Here is an 18,167-nt window from a genome sequence, read left to right as displayed (position 1 = left end):
TTTATGATAAACTTTGATTAAGATAAGTTTTACAAGAAAAATGTAGGTATTTCATTTGAAATGTCGAATAGTACATACGATGTCGTAATAACAAATTTTCTATTGTTTACTGTGAAACAGGAGAAGGGGAGATAGTAGTTATGAAACGAGCTCTTATTAATATTGATTATACATATGATTTTGTAGCGGAAAAAGGCGCTTTAACTTGCGGAAAACCAGGTCAAGAAATCGAACAGGAAATTGTACATATAACGAAGCAATATATTGAAAATGGAGATTACGTAGTGTTTGCAATTGATAAACATGAAGAAAATGATGAATATCATCCCGAAGCGAAATTATTCCCTCCTCATAATATAGCAGGTACAAATGGTAGAGACTTATTCGGTGAGTTGCAAGAAGTATACGAAACATATAAAAATGCTGAGAATGTATATTATATGGATAAAACGCGATACAGTGCGTTTGCTGGAACAGATTTAGAGATGAAGTTAAGAGAAAGAGGAATAGAAGAAGTTCATCTTGTAGGTGTTTGTACTGATATTTGCGTTCTTCATACAGCAGTAGATGCGTATAATAAAGGATTTAAAATTGTTGTTTATGAAAAGGCAGTTGCATCTTTTAATGCGCAAGGGCATGAATTTGCACTTGGACATTTTAAATCTTGTTTACATGCAGAAGTGAAATGAAAAAGAGGCCTTTAAAAAGGTCTCTTTTTTGCGTTTAAACCGAGACGACATTTTGCTCAATTAATTTTTTTATGAATGGACTAATATTTTGTGGTAGCTCATTTAAATTAAAAAACTGTACATGTAATGATTCGACTCGATCAGCTTGTAGCGAGCCACCTGTAATATCTTTGCAAAGGTAAGCGATTGTCATAGGGTAAAATTCATCTCCGTTCGGTAATTTCACAAAAAATTCTTTACCTGAAAATACACTTACTAGCTGAAGTGTACCAATTTCAATTCCTGTTTCTTCAAGTACTTCTCGTCTTCCAGCTTCTTCTGTAGATTCACCAAGTTCCACAAAACCTCCTGGGACACCCCACATGCCATTTCGCCTTTGTTGTAGTAATATTTGTCCTTGTTCATTGAAAACAGCTACCGCAACGCCTGCTAAATTGAGTGGCCTTGATCCAACAACTTCTCTTAGTTCTTCAATATATCCCATTGGTTGTAACCTCCGTGAGTAATAATATTTTCAAATGAACTATTCGATATAATGTAAATGTTTTCCTTTTGTTGAGATGAGTAGTGTAGTTTTAAAGTAAAGTCATAAAAAATTTCAATTGCCAGCTCCCTTTAGGTTATGAAAAAGGGTATATTTATAGAAGAATGTCTAATGAATTTAAAAAATATAGCGGCTTTGTATAGAATTTTTATTAGTTAAGGAAGTGGATGGATGAGTTTATTAACGTATACTGAAGAATTTTTTAATTATGTAAGGGAGTTTTTACTTTTAAGATTTTTGCTATTTGCTTTAGTTTTAATCATTATTTCGTTTGTAATAAACCGTATTATTGATTGGTTTTTTAGGAAATCAAGCTTTTTTGATGAAGAGGTAGAGCAGACGATTCAAAGTGTAATTCGATCTATTTTTAGATATATCATTATCATCAGTCTTATCATATATTTAATTAGCCAATTTGTAGATATAAAAAGTATTATTGCAGGTGCAGGGATAGCTGGAGTTGTCATCGGTTTTGCTGCACAACAGATGCTAAAAGATGTTATATTAGGCTTTGCAAGATTAGCGGACAAAGAGTTTCGAGTTGGTGATTTTGTAACTTTTAACGGAACAAATTCAGGAACTATTGAAGAGATTAGTATTCGTTTTATGCAAATACGTGAATGGTCAGGAAAATTACTTACCATCCCACACGGAGAGATTAGAACGATACAAAATTTTAATAAAGGATGGATGCGTGTAATTGAACGCATCACGGTAAGTTATCAGGAAGATCCAACAAGAGTGAAGGAATTGTTAGAAGAAGTATGTGTTATATGCAATGAAAAATTGGATCAAACTCTTTATAGAGTAGAGGATGAGGCTGTTGAACCATTTAAATACGTCGGTGTTACAGACTTAAATCCTAACCTGAAATATGTTGGCTATGAATTTTGTATTACAGGTTTAATAAAGCCAGAAGATTATTTTGAAACTTCTAGACAAGTAAGATTTGAATTAATGTCTATATTCCATAAGAATCAAGTGCAAATGCCGGCAGCGAATATGGTTGTTACTACTGAAAGTTTACAGCATATTCATGGTGGACAATCTTTATCGGACAGCTAAAGTAGAATCGCTTGTTAACAAAAATTCTGATTCCAACATTGGATAGAATAACAATAATAAAATGATTGATATAAAGAAAGGGCTGAAGGAATTCGGTTCTTTTTTTATTTATAGAATTTAGAAATTTCTTAATGTTATAATTGTAGTTGGTGATGAGAATGAACTTTGAAGAAAAAGAGATGCATCGTTTAGAAGCATTAAAAGAAATTGCTGAATTATTAAATGAAGCAACAAACTTACAGGATATGTTAGAAAAAGTGTTGCATACATTGTTACAAGTAATGAATTTACAAACAGGGTGGATATTCTTTATTGATGAAAGTGGAAAGCATAGCATGCTTGTAGACGAAAATTTACCAGAGGCTCTTACGTGGCAAGAGAAGAAGCCGATGTGTGAAGGAAACTGTTGGTGTGTAGAACGTTTTGTGAATGGGAGATTAGAAAAAGCGACTAATATTATTGAATGTAAGCGAATAGAAGATGCAATTGAATGTAATTGGGGAGAGACAGAAGATGTTACACATCATGCGACAATTCCGCTTAGGTCTGGATCAGAGAAATTTGGCCTATTAAATGTAGCCGCGCCTCATAAGACACATTTTTCTGAGGAAGAGTTAGCGTTATTAGAATCAATTGCATTTCAAATTGGAACGACAATACAACGTATTCAATTAGTTGAGAAAGAACGTAAATATGTAGTGGTAGCGGAAAGAAATCGACTTGCACGTGATTTACATGATTCAGTAAAACAATTGTTATTTTCTATTATGCTAACAGCAAAAGGTACTTTGAATATGACGCAAGATAGAGAATTGCAAGAGATGTTAAGTTATATTGGAGAATTATCACAAGAAGCATTACAAGAGATGACGTTATTAATTTGGCAATTAAGACCTGAAGGATTAGAGAAAGGATTAGCAGAAGCAATTCAAAATTACGGGAAGTTGTTAGGAGTTCAAGTGGAAGTTCGAATTGATGGGATGGTTTCAATTGGGGATGAAATAGAAGAAGTTTTATGGCGTATTAGCCAAGAGGCGCTACATAATTGTAAAAAGCATGCTTCGTGTGAAAAGGTACATGTTCTTTTAAAAATAGAAAATAACCAGTTATTTTTTTACATAGAAGATAATGGAATAGGATTTATACAAGATCAAGTAAGGGAGTCAGCACTTGGCCTGAAAAGTATGAAGGAACGTATTCAATTAATGAAGGGATCGTTTCAAATTATAACAGAGCTGAGAAAGGGTACAAAAATAGAAATTCAATTGCCGATTTGAAGGGGAGAATAAGATTGAAGATTAAATTGCTATTAGTTGAGGATCATCATATCGTTCGAAGAGGACTTGTATTCTTTTTGAAAACGAGAGGAGAATTTGAAATTATTGGGGAAGCGGAAAATGGCGAAGAGGCATTACATTTCGTGCAAAAAGAAAAACCAGATGTCGTACTAATGGATGTATCAATGCCGAAAATGGATGGAATTGAGGCGACAAAACGTCTAAAGCAATACGATGAGACGATAAAGGTACTTATATTAAGTAGTTTTTCAGAGCAAGATTATGTTATACCAGCACTTGAAGCTGGAGCAGATGGTTATCAATTAAAAGAAGTACAACCTGAGCAACTTGTCGCTTCTATTATTGCAGTACATCAAGGAAATGCGAATTTTCACCCGAAAGTAACACCTGCATTAATGGGGCGTTCCGCAGTAAAGAAGGAAATAGAAAATCCTTTTTCAATGTTAACGAAAAGAGAGCAAGAGGTACTTCGTGAAATTGCGAAAGGAAGAAGCAACAAGGAGATTGCAGCAGAACTTCATATTACAGAACAAACTGTGAAAACACACGTTTCAAACGTTTTAGCTAAATTGGAAGTGGATGATCGTACGCAAGCCGCATTATACGCAGTGAAACATGGGGAGAATTATTCATAAGTATGAATAATTCTGTTATATCGTATGACAGAATACATAGGAGCAATTAAAATTTATAGTAATCCCTAATATAGGTTTTTCTTCTTTTAATAATTAGGTACAATAAAGTGAAACTCTAATCAGGGGGGACCATCCTCACTGATGATTAGTTAAACTAATCGATTTTTACAGGATAAAGCTACGATGGAAGGGGAAGATATGCTATGCCTGGTACAAGAAGTGGGATTGGAAAGATTCAGGCTTCGTTAAATGGTTTATCACCGAAATTGCGAAGTATTGCCGAACATATTTTGAAACATCCACAAGATGTTGTACATAAATCTATTACAGAATTAGCTGAAGTTACGAATAGTTCCGAAGCTACGATATTCCGCTTATGTAAACACCTTGGTTTGCAAGGTTTTCAAGATTTAAAGATTACATTAGCCCGTGAAATTGTACATACACCAATGCAAAATATTCATGAAGAGGTATCAGCAGAAGATAGTATGGTAACTGTTGCTAAAAAAGTTTTTCATTCGCATATTACAGGACTGCAAGATACTTTACATTTGCTAAATGAAACAGCACTTGAGCAGGCTGTACGAGCCTTGCAAGAAGCAAGTCGAATTGAGTTTTATGGAAATGGTGGCTCTGGTATTATTGCGATGGATGCGTATCATAAGTTTATGAGAACGGGTATTTCTTGTATCGCTCATACTGATTCGCATTTTCAAATTATGGGAGCAGGTTTACTCTCGAAAAATTCAGTTGTTATTGGCATTTCTCACTCTGGTAGCAATAAAGGATTACTTGAAGCATTAGAAGTAGCGAAAGCAAGAGGGGCCAAAATTATTGCGATTACGAGCTATAAGAAATCAGCATTAAGTCAACTTGCTGATATAACGTTATATACATCAACACGTGAGACTGAGTTCCGCACAGAAGCAAGTTCATCACGATTAGCACAGTTAAGCTTATTAGATACTTTGTATGTAGGGTTGTCGTTGCAGCGACAAGAGGAAACGCTTAAAAATTTACAAAGTATACGTGAAACGATTTCGATGAAGCGAATATAAAAAAGCTCTTCAAATGAAGAGCTTTCAGACTGTGGACAAACTATTTTTGGAGAGTTCAAATGCTAAAAATAGTTTGTCTCGTATTTTATGGATAATTTATCCAATTGCATTTATATGTAGTGCTTTCTATATATAATTTACTATAAGTGAGGAAGGTGTCTTATGAAAATATTCGTTTATGTTGCAAGTGCATTTAGCAAGGATCATAAAGGCGGAAATAAAGCAGGAGTGGTATTTATTGAGAATACAAATACATTGACCACTACTCAAAAAATGACAATAGCGAAACAACTGGGTTATGCGGAAACCGCATTTATATCAGAATCTGAAATTGCTGATTATAAATTTGAGTATTTTACTCCAAAAGAAGAAGTTGATTTATGTGGTCATGCCACAATTGGCTCTTTCGCGATACTGATGCATTTAAATAAAATTTTCAAGAATCGCTATACGATTGAAACGAACAGCGGTGTTCTTACTATTACCATAACAGATGACATCATATTCATGGAACAAAATAAACCGATATTCTATGATGTTGTATCTCCAAATGAGTTCACCGACTGTTTTGACATTAAAGATATAGACAATAAATACCCAATCCAAATTGTCTCCACGGGCTTAAAAGATATTTTAATTCCTATAAAAAGCGAAACACAATTACATGCACTGCAACCTAATTTTGAAAAAATTAAAGAAATCAGCAAGTATTATAATGTTGTTGGGATGCATCTATATACTTTTAATGACAATCGAATTATATGCAGAAATTTTGCTCCACTATACGACATTAATGAAGAAGCAGCGACTGGAACTTCAAACGGTGCATTAGCTTGCTACCTTTATGAACAGCACTATTTGCAAAAAGAAGTCTATGTATTTGAACAAGGTTATTCTTTACACTCGCCTTCCGAAATATTAGTTAAATTAGCAACCAATAGCAAAAATAAAATAGAAAAAGTTTATGTTGGCGGTAAAGGCTATTACTGTGAAACTAAGTGTTTAAATGTAGAAAATATTGAGTAAAGAGCTTTTTTTTATCGTTGAGAAGTTTGTTAATTTATTTTCTTTTCTTTTCTTTTAGAAATGTATGACTTACATATAGTCAGTGATAAACTCTCATTTTTAAAAATTAAAAATAAAGACCGATTTGTGTAATGATTCAAATATTGTTCATAATTTCACAATTTGTTTATGAAGTGTCATGTTATGATGAACATGTAATGATGATTGAATACTTAAATTTGGTACGGTAACTAGCCAAAGTAGTGAGGAAAGTAGTTGTGAGATAAACTCATTAAAACGCTAGAACACTAAAGGGGAGATCACATATGAAAGCAGTAGTGGTTAATAAAAACAGCAAAGCAAACATCGAAGTGGTTGAAAAAGAATTACGTCCGTTACGCTCAGGTGAAGCGTTAGTAGATGTAGAGTATTGTGGAGTTTGCCACACTGATTTACACGTTGCGAATCATGATTTTGGTAACACTGATGGCCGTATTCTTGGTCATGAGGGTGTAGGTATTGTTACGAAAATAGCTGATGATGTTAATTCGCTAAAGATAGGTGACCGTGTAAGTATTGCATGGATGTTCCAATCTTGTGGACGTTGTGAATATTGCGTAACTGGTAGAGAAACATTTTGCCGTGAAGTTAAAAACGCAGGTTATTCAGTAGATGGTGGTATGGCTGAACAATGTATCGTTACAGCTGATTATGCGGTAAAAGTACCAGAAGGATTAGATCCTGCTCAAGCATCATCAATTACATGTGCTGGTGTAACTACATATAAAGCTATTAAAGTATCAGATATTAAACCTGGTCAACCTATTGTAATCTATGGCTGCGGTGGATTAGGTAACTTAGCTATCCAATATGCTAAAAATGTATTTGGTGCAAAGGTAATCGCAGTAGACATTAATGACGACAAATTAGCCTTAGCGAAAGAAGTTGGTGCTGATATGACTATCAATCCAATTTCTCAAGGTCCTGCTGATAAAATTGTTCAAGAGGAGCTTGGTGGCGCTTATGCTGCGGTAGTAACAGCAGTCTCTAAAGTAGCCTTTAACTCAGCAGTTGATGCAGTACGTGCTTGCGGTAAAGTAGTTGCAGTAGGGCTACCAGTAGAAACAATGGACTTAAACATCCCGCGACTTGTACTGGATGGAATTGAAGTAGTTGGTTCTCTAGTTGGTACTCGTAAAGATTTGGAAGAGGCGTTTATGTTTGGGGCAGAAGGAAAAGTAGTGCCGGTTGTTCAAACTTGTTCGCTAGATAAAGTACAAAATGTATTCGAAGAAATGGAACAAGGTAGAATTCAAGGGCGTATGGTAATTGATTTTAAAAAACATAATTGTGATTGCAAATAATTCACTTTAAATATAAAAATTGTGAGTCTAGCAAAGGACATGTAAAAAAAGTTAGACGGCATAAAAAGATGATCCCTGTATTTAATAGGGATCATCTTCTTTATTTTCTACTAATATCGATGCCAATTAATACTTGATTAATGAGAAACGATTAAAGGTTTACTTTATTTGCAAACGAAAAAGAATCTTTATGTTTAACAAATTTTTTATGATCTGGAACGTTTTGAATTGCTACAATTTGCGAATCTCTTGCTTTCAGTGCATCTTGAATCCCGATGGTCATAAGCTTAATAAATAGAATCGTAATAAAGAATGAAGCGAGAGTATAAAAAATAATCCACCATGAAAGATTCATTTCATTACGATTTAATCCAATAAGGCCTGCCCAATCATTAGATAGAGAAACAGGTTTGAGCACTCCGTCATAGAGTTCACGCATTTGTATGCCGCCAATTACAATGTTAAGCAACGCTAAATGGATAACGAGTATGAGTGTTTGGACGATATGTTCCATAAATAATACAAATAAGCGGTCAAGTAATAAGACTCGTAAGTGTTTTTTAATAATATGAAAACGACTAGCCCCCAGTAATTGTGAACTTAAGATGTAATCTTGTTTCATAAATTCATCAACCTCTGAGGATATGTATAAAGAAAGTGTAGGCAGAGCGACGAAAATAAGTACGAGTACTTGATAAAACGTAAATGAAATATTTGGATCTACCCCATCAGCATTTGACGTGATTACAATATTAACGGGCGTGATAAGTATGAATGCGATAAATAGAGTTGGAATATAATAAAAAACTTCTGAGCATGACTGGAAAAATCTCTTGAGTTTTGGAGCAAATAAACTTAAGAGGATTCCTATACATGTTCCGCATAAAATTCGAAAGAAGCTAATTGCCACGGCTAATAAAATAGTAAATTTTGCTCCTTCTACAATTTGTAAGAAAACAGACTCTCCAAAACGATCAGATCCAAAAGGTGGAATTAACGATGGTGGAAAGGGAGCCTTTCCAAGTAATTCGTTATTTTCATTGTAAAGTAACTGAGGAGGTTTTGGGATGTTATCTTTAAAGAACCAACTATAAATAAAACTAGCTGAAATAAGTATGAATAAATAAGTAAAGCCGATTAAAAAGCGTTTTGATTTCCAAATAGATTTCATAATGATACTCCTTTCAATTGCTTTTTCCATCTATTCATCATGAATGAGATTATTTGGAAAATGGCGTAAAACGGTAAAATAATCATAACAAGTATAATAAATGTAGCTGGAGGTGAAACAAACGCCTTATTAAATAAAAATTGAAAAATGCCTTCCATATTAAAAACAAATTCTAAAATGAATAAATTAGAAAGTAAGAAAACAAAAATCGTTTTTAAATGGTGGAAGAAGTGGATAGATATATTTTTGAATAAATGAATGCATAATATATAACTTGATGAAAGGCCTTTTCCATATGCAACCTCTACGTAATGTTTTCCTTGTTCTTCTTTTATGTATAACACCATCATCCGAAACATTTGTAATGTAGGTAAGACAGCTAATGATAAAATAGGGAGTAAATAAGCTCGATTTTCATTAAAAGAAATAATAGTGACAGGAGATTCCCCAAATTTCTGAAGTACCCATATGAAAAATATTTGCAAACAAATCATCATCATATCAGGGACAGCTTCTAATATGAACACAATTCGGTTTATCCATTTTTTTATATAATCTTTTGCTAAAAAATAAAAAAATGCCATGCTAGATGATAAAAAGAGAGCAAGAAAAAAGGCTGAAAATAATATAGTAAATGAATATAGGTAAGGTTCTAAAACAGTTGGAAATAATGGTGTTTTTTTGAAATGGCCAAACTTCGGGTCTGATCCTATAATCACTAATGATTCAAGGGAGAAGACCTGTTTTAACATGGTAACGATCTGATTAAAAAAATAAATTGGTTGAAAGGTAAATCCTTGTTGAGTGATAAATAAATAAGGTAAATTTAATAATAGTAAGAGTGATAAAAGAATTGATGAAAGCTTAATTGTGAATTGAGATATTGTATTTAACATTAAATCCCTCCGACATCTTTTTACAACATTATACAATAAATTCTATATTATTGTTTTATTTTTCTGAAAAATAAAAATACTGTTGAATTTTATAGTATGCAAGATATATTTACAAGATAAAAAAGTAATAGTAGGGGCCGCGCTCTATTTTTATCAAGACAAAAGGACTAGTGAACTTAAAACAATAAACAAGAGCAAAATGCACAGAATTTTCATTCTGCGGGTAGTTACTTTTCTTGGCTTGATAGCGATATTACGTGACCGCTAAAAATGAATATTGCTTTTCAACTCTTTCTTCATGCAAATGAGTAGAACGTATGGAGGACTATGTATGTGTTGTTAATGAGAGGAAAGAGTGTATTGCGTAACGAATATAACGTAATTTTACCGCAAGGAGTAGCTAAATTTAGTGTATAAGTGAAATGGAATGAGTAGATTTATTTTTTTATATGAAAAAAATTTTCTTTTTATAACTTGATAAATGAAAAAATATTTTATATACTAATTCATGTAAACGGTTTACTAAATCGTATTTTGCTAGAAATGAAGGGAAGATTCGCATGGAAACAAGGGGGAGAGTAATCGGGATTGATATCGGTACCACAAGTACGAAAACGGTTGTGTTCACAGAAAAAGGAAAAGTCATTGCATCACATGCAATCGATTACCCAATTATTCAACCGAACGTCGGATGGGCTGAGCAAGATCCTGATGTAATATGTGCCGCTGTATACAAAAGTGTAAGCGTTGCCATCGAAAAGGGTAATGTATTACCAGAAGATATTTCTTCAATCGGTATTAGTACAGCTATGCACGCATTAATTGCAGTAGATGAAAATGGTGCGCCATTAACGCGTTCTATCATTTGGGCAGATAATCGAAGTACGAAGCAATCAGAAAAATTATTACAACAAATGAATGGGCATGAAATTTATAGACGTACAGGTACACCAATTCATCCGATGTCACCACTTTCTAAATTGTTATGGATGAAAGAAGAGGAACCAGAGTTATATACAAGTGCTTATAAATTCATTTCCATTAAAGAGTATGTGATTTACCAATTATTTTCACGCTACGTAGTTGATTATTCGATTGCTTCTGCTACGGGGTTATTTAATTTAGAAACATTAAACTGGGATGAAGATGTTTTAACTATGTTACATATGTCACCAGAACAATTATCAACCCCTGTACCAACTACATATATTTTATCAGGTATGAAGCCAGAATTAGCACAGAAGATGGGGATAAGTGCAGAGACACCAATTGTCATAGGAGCAAGTGATGGGGTTCTTGCAAATGTAGGAGTTGGGGCGATATCACCGGGTGCGGCTGCAATTACCATTGGAACGAGTGGTGCGGTTCGAACAATCTCATCAAATATAAATACAGATGAGAAAGGGAGAACGTTTTGTTACGCATTAACAGATGAGCACTGGGTAATCGGTGGTCCAACGAATAACGGCGGAATATTACTGAGATGGTTACGTGATGAATTTGGTAGTCCAGAGCAAGAAGTAGCAAGAAAGCTCGGAATTGATCCTTATGATTTATTAATTAAATATGCAGAAAGCGTACCAGCTGGAGCGGATGGGCTATTGTTCTTACCTTTCTTATCTGGAGAACGCGCACCTTACTGGAATGCAAATGCTCGTGGTACATTCTTTGGAATCAATCTTCAACATAAGCGAGAACATTTTATACGTGCAGTGATGGAAGGTGTTTGTATGAGTGTATATTCAGTAGCACTCGCAATTAGAGATTGTACAGGGCCACTTACTGAAATACGAGTTTCAGGAGGGTTTGCGAAATCTGCATTTTGGAGACAAATGTTGTCCGATATGATGGGGAAAGAATTGCTTGTACCTGAAAGTCATGAAGCATCTGCGCTTGGGGCAGCGGCAGTTGCTTTATATGCTGTAGGAAAAATTGATTCTCTTGAAGAGGTAAAGGATTGGATTGATATTGTTCATCACCATGTACCGAATAAAGAAAATACGGCTATATATTTAGAAATGTTTTATATGTATGAACGACTTTACAATCGCTTGAAAGAAGAATTTGATTGTATAGCTGCTTTCCAACGTAAATAATAGGGGGATTGGGAGAAATGGTAGTTGGGATCGTACTAGCGGCAGTTGTCATACTACTTTTACTTATTACGGTAGTAAAATGGCATCCATTTGTCGCATTAATTTTAACAGCAATTGGTGTAGGATTAGCAATGGGAATGCCTTTAATTGGAACTTCACCAAAAGATCCAGGAATTATTGATTCTATTAAACTAGGGCTTGGTAATACGTTAGGATTTTTAGCAATAGTTTTAGCACTAGGAACGATGCTTGGAAAAATGATGGCCGAATCTGGTGGTGCTGAACGTATCGCTAACACATTAATTAATCGTTTTGGGAAGAAACGAGTTCACTGGGCGATGATGTTCGTTGCATTTTTAGTAGGGATTCCGGTATTTTTCCAAGTTGGATTTGTCCTATTAATTCCGTTAGTATTTACAATTGCGTTAGAAACTGGGGTATCACTTATTACAATCGGTATTCCGCTAGTAGCAGGACTGTCAGTCGTACACGGACTTGTTCCACCGCATCCAGCGGCAATGGCGGCAGTTGGTATTTTTAAAGCAGATGTAGGGAAGACAATTTTATATGCGTTAATTGTCGGACTTCCAACTGCAATTATTTCAGGTCCACTTTACGGGAAATGGATTGGTGCTCGTATCCATAAGGAAGTACCATTAGATATAGCGGAGCAATTTATTGAAAGAGATAAGAAGAAAGAACTTCCTAGCTTCGGAAATACATTGTTTACTATTTTACTTCCAGTATTTCTTATGCTTGGTGCATCCATTGCTGAAGTAGCGTTACATAAAACGAGTCAACTTGCACAAGTGTTACACTTTATTGGAGATCCAATAGTCGCTTTATTAATTGCAACGATTTATTCTTTCTTTAGCCTTGGTTATGCAAAAGGATTTTCTAAAGATAAAGTATTACAATTTACAAATGATTGCCTTGGGCCAATTGCAAACATATTGTTAGTGATTGGTGCAGGCGGCGCATTTAATAAAGTACTATTAGATTCTGGAATTGGAACGACAATTGCAGATATGGCGAAAGAATCGCATATTTCACCGATATTATTAGGGTGGGGAATTGCGGCACTAATCCGAATCGCAACTGGATCGGCAACTGTTTCTATGATGACAGCAGCTGGAATTGTAGCACCGATTGCAGCAAGTACACCTGGTGTAAATGTTGAACTACTAGCACTTGCAACAGGCGCAGGGTCATTAATTTTATCACACGTGAATGATTCGGGATTTTGGATGATTAAAGAATATTTCGGAATGACTGTGAAAGAAACATTATTAACATGGACCGCAATGGAGACTATACTATCAGTTGTAGCACTTGGATTAATTTCGATATTAAATATATTTGTATAGAATGGGAGATTGATTAATATGAAACTAGGTTTAATTGGATTAGGAAAAATGGGATTCCCATTAGCTGAACACTTACATGAAGACAAGCATGAAGTAGTTGTATACGATGTAAATAAAGAGCTTGTAGAAAAGGCAGGAAAACTAGGAATTACTGCACGTCATACATTAAAAGAAATGATCGCTGAATTAGAAGCTCCTCGTACGATCTGGGTAATGGTGCCTGCAGGAGAAGTTGTAGAGTCAGTATTAAAAGATGTGTATCCGTTATTAGATGAAGGTGATATCGTTATTGAAGGCGGAAATTCATTCTATAAAGATACGTTACGCCGTGCTGAAGAAGCGAAAAGCTTTGGGTTACATTATGTAGATATCGGTACATCTGGCGGTGTAGAAGGAGCTAGATACGGTGCTTGTTTAATGGTTGGTGGAGAAAAAGAAATTTATGACCAATTAGAACCTTTATTTAAAGATTTAGCAGTAGAAAATGGCTATTCTTATGCTGGCCGCGTTGGTAGTGGTCATTTTTTGAAAATGGTTCATAACGGTATTGAGTACGGCATGATGCAAGCAATCGCTGAAGGATTTGAAGTACTAGATAAGAGTGACTTTGATTTCAATTATGAAGATGTTGCAAAAGTATGGGCGAACGGATCAGTAATCCGCGGTTGGTTAATGGACTTAACTGAAAAAGCATTTGCAGATGATCCTAAACTTGATGGCATTAAAGGTGTAATGAACTCTTCAGGAGAAGGGAAATGGACTGTTGAAACTGCGCTTGAGTTACAAGCAGCGGCACCAGTAATCGCGATGTCATTATTTATGCGCTATCGTTCTCAGGAAGATGATACATTCCATGGAAAAGTAGTTTCAGCACTACGTAATCAGTTCGGTGGACATGAAGTTGTAAAAAAATAAGGATGTTTTTGAAAAGAAACTTGTGCATAAGCGCAAGTTTCTTTTTTATAGTTTAAGAAATTACTAATTTACAAATACCAATCAATCATCGTTTTTTTGTCACAAATGACAGCTTCAACATTCATTGATTGAACAATATATTCTATATTTTCTTCTTTAGCTAATAATAAGGTTGTAAAGGAATCGTATATACTCATAAACGCATACTCATTGTCTTCGCCAGTAATAATTAACTCATTATTGCTAATGTCCCAAATATCTAATGGAGTAGTATTATTTACCTGTAATAATCCGTTTGTATCAAGAATTGGTTCAGAGAAATATAGATTTCTTGCACCTTTAGAACCGAGGAGTTTAAGTAATTTGTGTAATAAAAATATAGACGTATAATCTTCTGTTGGATAATAAAGATCTTTTTTTAAGTTTGAATGTAGCTTTTCAGCTAAATCCTCTCTTTTATATTCTTCTGAAAGGGCACTAATGGAAGTCAACATGGCCATTGCTAATTCTGCGTATGAATGTAATCCACTACAAGACATCATTTCCTTCCAAGAAACGGATTTCCCATTATGAATGATTTCTTCAGTGCTAGGATAGATGTGCTCATATGGTCTTTTTCTCACAGACTTTTCCCATCCTAAAGGCATTTGGATAAAAGGATGTAGCAATATAGCTGCAGATTTAAAGTTTCTTGGTAGTTGTTCTAAAATTGGTGATTTGTCATCTAGCCAAATGTAATCCAACAAAATATAACCTCCCCTTAGACTTTGAAATGTACGGATTCCCATATTATATTTTTTGGCATTGATTGTATCAAATATAAAGCGAAGTATGAAATATGTCCCAACATAAAAGTAAGAATAAATAAAATGAAGTTTTCATAAATAGTAAAAGGGTGCTTATGTCATCAGTATAGCTAAAAAATGTTGTTACATATGAGAAGAGCGTGCTAATAAAATATGAGGTGGTTAAATGGGAAATGAGCAAGTGAAGTCTGTAAAGGAAGAAAAAAAGTTATGTCTTTGTATGATCGTCAAAAATGAGTCTAGAATTATGGAAAGATGTTTAAATGCAACAAAATCAATTGTAGATTTTGTTTCTATTTGTGATACTGGATCGACGGATAATACGCCTGAAATTATTGAAAATTGGTGTAAGGAAAATGAGATACCTGGAACGGTTCATCATGAGCCGTTTAAAAACTTTGGTTATAACAGAAGCCTAGCTGTTTCATTAGCGCAAAAAACATATCCAGAAGCGGATTATTTATTAATATTAGATGCAGATATGATTTTAGAGGTTGATCCGAATTTCGATAAAACGAGCTTAACGGAAGATCATTATCTTACATTGCAATATGATGTTCATATTAAATATTGGCTTACACGTCTTTTGAAAGCTTCTTTACCATGGAAATCTGTCGGTGTTACTCATGAGTATTGGGATATAGATCGCTCAAAAGTTGGAGCGAATTACAATACGAGGGTAGATCGGTTAGAGACTCTTGTCGTGAATGATCCCGGAGATGGCGGGAGTAAAGCTGATAAATTTGAAAGAGATGAGAGGTTGTTGTTACAAGGAATAAACGACCCAGAAACAACGCCAGATTTGCATATAAGATATTTATTTTATTTAGCCCAAACTTATTTTCATTTAAGTCAATTTGAAGATTCGATTAAATGGTATAAAAAACGAGTGGAAGCAGGGGGTTGGGTTGAAGAGGTATTCTATTCGTTATTGCGAATAGGGTTTTGTTATGAGCAGTTAGCAAATCGTTCAGCAAATAAACAAAATGAAGTGACAGATGCTGATGAAAAAGAAACTGTTAAAGGGCAAGAAGAGAAATATTTAGCATTAGCTGTTTTTTATTTTCAAAAAGCGTGGGAATATAGACCAACTCGGGCTGAACCATTATACCAACTTGCAAGGTTGTATCGATTACGATCTCAAAACAATATTGCTTTGATGTATGCTCTGCAAGGAAAGGAAATTCCTTTTCCAAAGGATGATCTTTTATTTGTAGATTATCATGTGTATGATTACTTATTTGACTATGAAATTTCTATTAGTGCTTTCTATATACCTCATAAAAAACATTTAGGGGCCGTGTCGCAAAAGTATTTGGAATCGATTAAAGAAGAGATTCCATTTCATATAGCAAATGTAGTAGAGAATAATGCGAAATTTTATTAAATACATTTTCGGTTAAAGGAGTAGTGGAGTAATCATGGAATTAATGCGATGGGCGATTGAACTAGGAGAATCGGTGCATGGAAATACGTATGAAGAATTGATGCCACTACTAGACTATTATTATGATCGTGATCATTTAAAAGCGTATTGTATCGCAAATCTTCTTTTAAACATGGATGTATTAGATGAACATCGTGAAAGAATCGAATTAAGAAGATGCATCGCTGCTTATTATGCTGGATTATATAAAGTAGCAAGAAAACATGCAAATGAGTTAGTACTTAAACATCCGGATGTAGATTTATATAAAAATAATTTAAAATTAATGGAAGCTTATTTGAATAAAGAATATGATTATTGTCTTTTTATATGCCCAAAGACATACGGTAGTTTCATAGATGTTGCGCGAGCTTTAAAGTGGCGGTTGGAGCAGGAGGGAAATACAGTAATTATATCAGAAACAATACTGGAAAATGTAAAGAATACAGTTGTTTTTGGAGCACATACATACGCATATAACCCGAATCTTCTTCCGAAAGATGCAATTATTTATAATTTAGAACAGCTATACGAAGGAAGTCCATATGCGCACCCCCTTTATTTAATATTATTAAAAGATAGAGTGATTTGGGATTATAGTAAACAAAATATAGAATGGCTAAAACAAAAAGGGGTAGGAAAAGAAATAAAACATGTAAAAATGAACTATGCTCCAACTTTGGAAATAAAAAAAGATGCATTTGAAGATGACATTACTGAAGATATTGATATTCTGTTTATAGGTGCTCTTAATCCGAGGCGACAAGCTATTTTTGATCATCTAAAAGCGATTGCCCCAAATTTAAATATAGTTTTTAAAAATAATGCGTGGGGAATTGTTAGAAATGAATTGATTGCTAGAGCTAAAATTATATTAAATATTCATTTTTACTTATCAGGAATTCTTGAAACACCTCGCGTGTCTTATGCAGTCGCAAATAAAAAATTTATTATTTCCGAAAATAGTAATCCAGAAGATGAGGTAGAGTGGCCGGGAATTGTATTTACTCCGTACGAAAAAATAATTGAAAACGTAATGAAATATATAGAATTACCAGAAGAACGGAAAAAATTAGCGGAAAAAGCATATAATCATTTTGAAGCAAATGAAAGTTTAGGTACATTGAGTCTGAGAGATGAAACGAAGTAATTGTACGAAACTCATACGAAAGTATGAGTTCTTTTTTGTTTATCATACTATTTTATGAAACAAGTTAACTCTTTATATTGTATTTTGTATAGAAATTTCTGATAATATATAAGTAGAACTTAAAAACAAAGGGGAGAAATAATCATGAAACTAGTCGTTATTAACGGTACACCAAGAAAATTTGGCAGAACTCGCGTGGTGGCAAAATATATTGCGGATCAATTTGAAGGGGAATTATATGATTTAGCAATCGAGGAGTTACCTTTATACAATGGAGAAGAGTCACAACGTGATTTAGAGGCAGTAAAAAAATTGAAAACGTTAGTGAAAGCTGCGGATGGGGTTGTATTATGTACACCAGAATATCATAATGCGATGAGCGGTGCGCTGAAAAACTCTTTAGATTACTTAAGTAGTAGTGAATTTATTCATAAACCAGTTGCGTTGTTAGCGGTTGCTGGTGGCGGTAAAGGTGGAATAAATGCATTAAACAGCATGCGAACGGTCGCTAGAGGTGTTTATGCAAATGCAATTCCAAAACAAGTTGTGCTTGATGGATTACATGTGCAAGATGGGGAACTTGGGGAAGATGCGAAACCATTAATTCATGATGTAGTTAAAGAGTTAAAAGCATATATGAGCGTATATAAAGAGGTGAAAAAGCAACTAGGAGTGGAGTGAT

General features: G+C 34.3%; 17 protein-coding genes. 13 read left to right on the top strand and 4 right to left on the bottom strand.

Annotation, left to right across the window (positions count from 1 at the left end):
- Positions 1-140 precede the first annotated feature (140 nt).
- On the top strand, positions 141-689 hold the full coding sequence (locus ACLBXA_RS24770) for a cysteine hydrolase family protein (protein ID WP_000816791.1): 549 nt from the start codon (positions 141-143) through the stop codon (positions 687-689).
- Between the two features lie 34 nt (positions 690-723).
- Here ACLBXA_RS24770 and ACLBXA_RS24765 read toward each other — a convergent pair whose 3' ends face one another.
- A complete protein-coding gene (locus tag ACLBXA_RS24765) occupies positions 724-1,173 on the bottom strand; it encodes an NUDIX hydrolase (protein WP_000540506.1) in 450 nt (149 codons plus the stop codon).
- Between the two features lie 231 nt (positions 1,174-1,404).
- Between ACLBXA_RS24765 and ACLBXA_RS24760 the strand changes: the two genes are divergently transcribed.
- The 6 genes from ACLBXA_RS24760 to adhP all read left to right on the top strand — a co-directional run bounded on the left by ACLBXA_RS24760 (position 1,405) and on the right by adhP (position 7,658).
- The gene (locus ACLBXA_RS24760; protein ID WP_000055429.1) at positions 1,405-2,298 is read left to right on the top strand and encodes a mechanosensitive ion channel family protein; all 894 of its coding nucleotides are present in this window, start codon (positions 1,405-1,407) and stop codon (positions 2,296-2,298) included.
- 179 nt (positions 2,299-2,477) lie between these two features.
- Entirely contained in the window at positions 2,478-3,575 is a 1,098-nt protein-coding gene (casK, locus tag ACLBXA_RS24755) for a two-component system sensor histidine kinase CasK (RefSeq protein WP_170264794.1), read from the top strand.
- 14 nt (positions 3,576-3,589) lie between these two features.
- A complete protein-coding gene (gene casR, locus ACLBXA_RS24750) occupies positions 3,590-4,231 on the top strand; it encodes a two-component system response regulator CasR (RefSeq protein WP_000694653.1) in 642 nt (213 codons plus the stop codon).
- 203 nt (positions 4,232-4,434) lie between these two features.
- Positions 4,435-5,289 carry a MurR/RpiR family transcriptional regulator gene (locus tag ACLBXA_RS24745; protein WP_001119645.1) on the top strand — a complete coding sequence of 285 codons (855 nt, stop codon included), beginning with the start codon at positions 4,435-4,437 and terminating at the stop codon, positions 5,287-5,289.
- A 162-nt stretch (positions 5,290-5,451) separates the two neighbouring features.
- Entirely contained in the window at positions 5,452-6,315 is an 864-nt protein-coding gene (locus tag ACLBXA_RS24740; protein WP_098832553.1) for a PhzF family phenazine biosynthesis protein, read from the top strand.
- Positions 6,316-6,620: 305 nt separating this feature from the next.
- On the top strand, positions 6,621-7,658 hold the full coding sequence (gene adhP, locus ACLBXA_RS24735) for an alcohol dehydrogenase AdhP (protein WP_000649140.1): 1,038 nt from the start codon (positions 6,621-6,623) through the stop codon (positions 7,656-7,658).
- Between the two features lie 151 nt (positions 7,659-7,809).
- Here adhP and ACLBXA_RS24730 read toward each other — a convergent pair whose 3' ends face one another.
- Positions 7,810-8,829, bottom strand: coding sequence for an ABC transporter permease (locus tag ACLBXA_RS24730; RefSeq protein ID WP_000836579.1), 1,020 nt, complete (start codon positions 8,827-8,829; stop codon positions 7,810-7,812).
- A complete protein-coding gene (locus ACLBXA_RS24725) occupies positions 8,826-9,725 on the bottom strand; it encodes an ABC transporter permease subunit (RefSeq protein ID WP_431172790.1) in 900 nt (299 codons plus the stop codon). The genes ACLBXA_RS24730 and ACLBXA_RS24725 overlap by 4 nt, the downstream gene beginning before the upstream one ends.
- A 560-nt stretch (positions 9,726-10,285) precedes the next feature.
- Here ACLBXA_RS24725 and gntK point away from each other — a divergent pair.
- From gntK to gnd, 3 genes are read left to right on the top strand one after another with little or no spacing between them, the layout of a single operon-like run.
- Positions 10,286-11,821 (top strand): gluconokinase, encoded by a 1,536-nt coding sequence (gene gntK, locus ACLBXA_RS24720; RefSeq protein WP_000449998.1) that lies wholly within the window; start codon positions 10,286-10,288, stop codon positions 11,819-11,821.
- Positions 11,822-11,838: 17 nt separating this feature from the next.
- On the top strand, positions 11,839-13,188 hold the full coding sequence (locus ACLBXA_RS24715; protein WP_000260204.1) for a GntP family permease: 1,350 nt from the start codon (positions 11,839-11,841) through the stop codon (positions 13,186-13,188).
- 18 nt (positions 13,189-13,206) lie between these two features.
- On the top strand, positions 13,207-14,103 hold the full coding sequence (gnd, locus tag ACLBXA_RS24710) for a phosphogluconate dehydrogenase (NAD(+)-dependent, decarboxylating) (protein WP_000765981.1): 897 nt from the start codon (positions 13,207-13,209) through the stop codon (positions 14,101-14,103).
- A gap of 68 nt (positions 14,104-14,171) precedes the next feature.
- On the opposite strand, the gene ACLBXA_RS24705 is transcribed toward gnd, so the two are convergent.
- Complete coding sequence (locus ACLBXA_RS24705; RefSeq protein WP_025989024.1) at positions 14,172-14,936, bottom strand: DUF2711 domain-containing protein; 765 nt, start codon at positions 14,934-14,936, stop codon at positions 14,172-14,174.
- Between the two features lie 139 nt (positions 14,937-15,075).
- On the opposite strand from ACLBXA_RS24705, the gene ACLBXA_RS24700 reads away from it, so the two are divergent.
- The 3 genes from ACLBXA_RS24700 (at position 15,076) to ACLBXA_RS24690 (ending at position 18,166) form a co-directional block, all read left to right on the top strand.
- Positions 15,076-16,296 carry a tetratricopeptide repeat-containing glycosyltransferase gene (locus tag ACLBXA_RS24700; protein ID WP_000526224.1) on the top strand — a complete coding sequence of 407 codons (1,221 nt, stop codon included), beginning with the start codon at positions 15,076-15,078 and terminating at the stop codon, positions 16,294-16,296.
- A gap of 34 nt (positions 16,297-16,330) precedes the next feature.
- The gene (locus ACLBXA_RS24695) at positions 16,331-17,485 is read left to right on the top strand and encodes a hypothetical protein (RefSeq protein ID WP_000422333.1); all 1,155 of its coding nucleotides are present in this window, start codon (positions 16,331-16,333) and stop codon (positions 17,483-17,485) included.
- A 144-nt stretch (positions 17,486-17,629) separates the two neighbouring features.
- Complete coding sequence (locus tag ACLBXA_RS24690; protein WP_000780355.1) at positions 17,630-18,166, top strand: NADPH-dependent FMN reductase; 537 nt, start codon at positions 17,630-17,632, stop codon at positions 18,164-18,166.
- Position 18,167: the final 1 nt, after the last annotated feature.

This window comes from Bacillus sp. D48C (assembly GCF_053345735.1).
Note: the sequence above shows the minus strand (reverse complement) of the source record. Positions and strands in the feature narration are given on the sequence as shown.

What these genes read in the sequence shown, in the direction of transcription:
- ACLBXA_RS24765 (WP_000540506.1), bottom strand. Translation starts at nt 1,173, where the DNA reads ATGGGATATATTGAAGAACTAAGAGAAGTTGTTGGATCAAGGCCACTC.
- ACLBXA_RS24730 (WP_000836579.1), bottom strand. Translation starts at nt 8,829, where the DNA reads ATGAAATCTATTTGGAAATCAAAACGCTTTTTAATCGGCTTTACTTAT.
- ACLBXA_RS24690 (WP_000780355.1), top strand. Translation starts at nt 17,630, where the DNA reads ATGAAACTAGTCGTTATTAACGGTACACCAAGAAAATTTGGCAGAACT.
- ACLBXA_RS24725 (WP_431172790.1), bottom strand. Translation starts at nt 9,725, where the DNA reads ATGTTAAATACAATATCTCAATTCACAATTAAGCTTTCATCAATTCTT.
- adhP (WP_000649140.1), top strand. Translation starts at nt 6,621, where the DNA reads ATGAAAGCAGTAGTGGTTAATAAAAACAGCAAAGCAAACATCGAAGTG.
- gntK (WP_000449998.1), top strand. Translation starts at nt 10,286, where the DNA reads ATGGAAACAAGGGGGAGAGTAATCGGGATTGATATCGGTACCACAAGT.
- gnd (WP_000765981.1), top strand. Translation starts at nt 13,207, where the DNA reads ATGAAACTAGGTTTAATTGGATTAGGAAAAATGGGATTCCCATTAGCT.
- casK (WP_170264794.1), top strand. Translation starts at nt 2,478, where the DNA reads ATGCATCGTTTAGAAGCATTAAAAGAAATTGCTGAATTATTAAATGAA.
- ACLBXA_RS24715 (WP_000260204.1), top strand. Translation starts at nt 11,839, where the DNA reads ATGGTAGTTGGGATCGTACTAGCGGCAGTTGTCATACTACTTTTACTT.
- ACLBXA_RS24695 (WP_000422333.1), top strand. Translation starts at nt 16,331, where the DNA reads ATGGAATTAATGCGATGGGCGATTGAACTAGGAGAATCGGTGCATGGA.
- ACLBXA_RS24770 (WP_000816791.1), top strand. Translation starts at nt 141, where the DNA reads ATGAAACGAGCTCTTATTAATATTGATTATACATATGATTTTGTAGCG.
- ACLBXA_RS24700 (WP_000526224.1), top strand. Translation starts at nt 15,076, where the DNA reads ATGGGAAATGAGCAAGTGAAGTCTGTAAAGGAAGAAAAAAAGTTATGT.
- ACLBXA_RS24760 (WP_000055429.1), top strand. Translation starts at nt 1,405, where the DNA reads ATGAGTTTATTAACGTATACTGAAGAATTTTTTAATTATGTAAGGGAG.
- ACLBXA_RS24740 (WP_098832553.1), top strand. Translation starts at nt 5,452, where the DNA reads ATGAAAATATTCGTTTATGTTGCAAGTGCATTTAGCAAGGATCATAAA.
- ACLBXA_RS24745 (WP_001119645.1), top strand. Translation starts at nt 4,435, where the DNA reads ATGCCTGGTACAAGAAGTGGGATTGGAAAGATTCAGGCTTCGTTAAAT.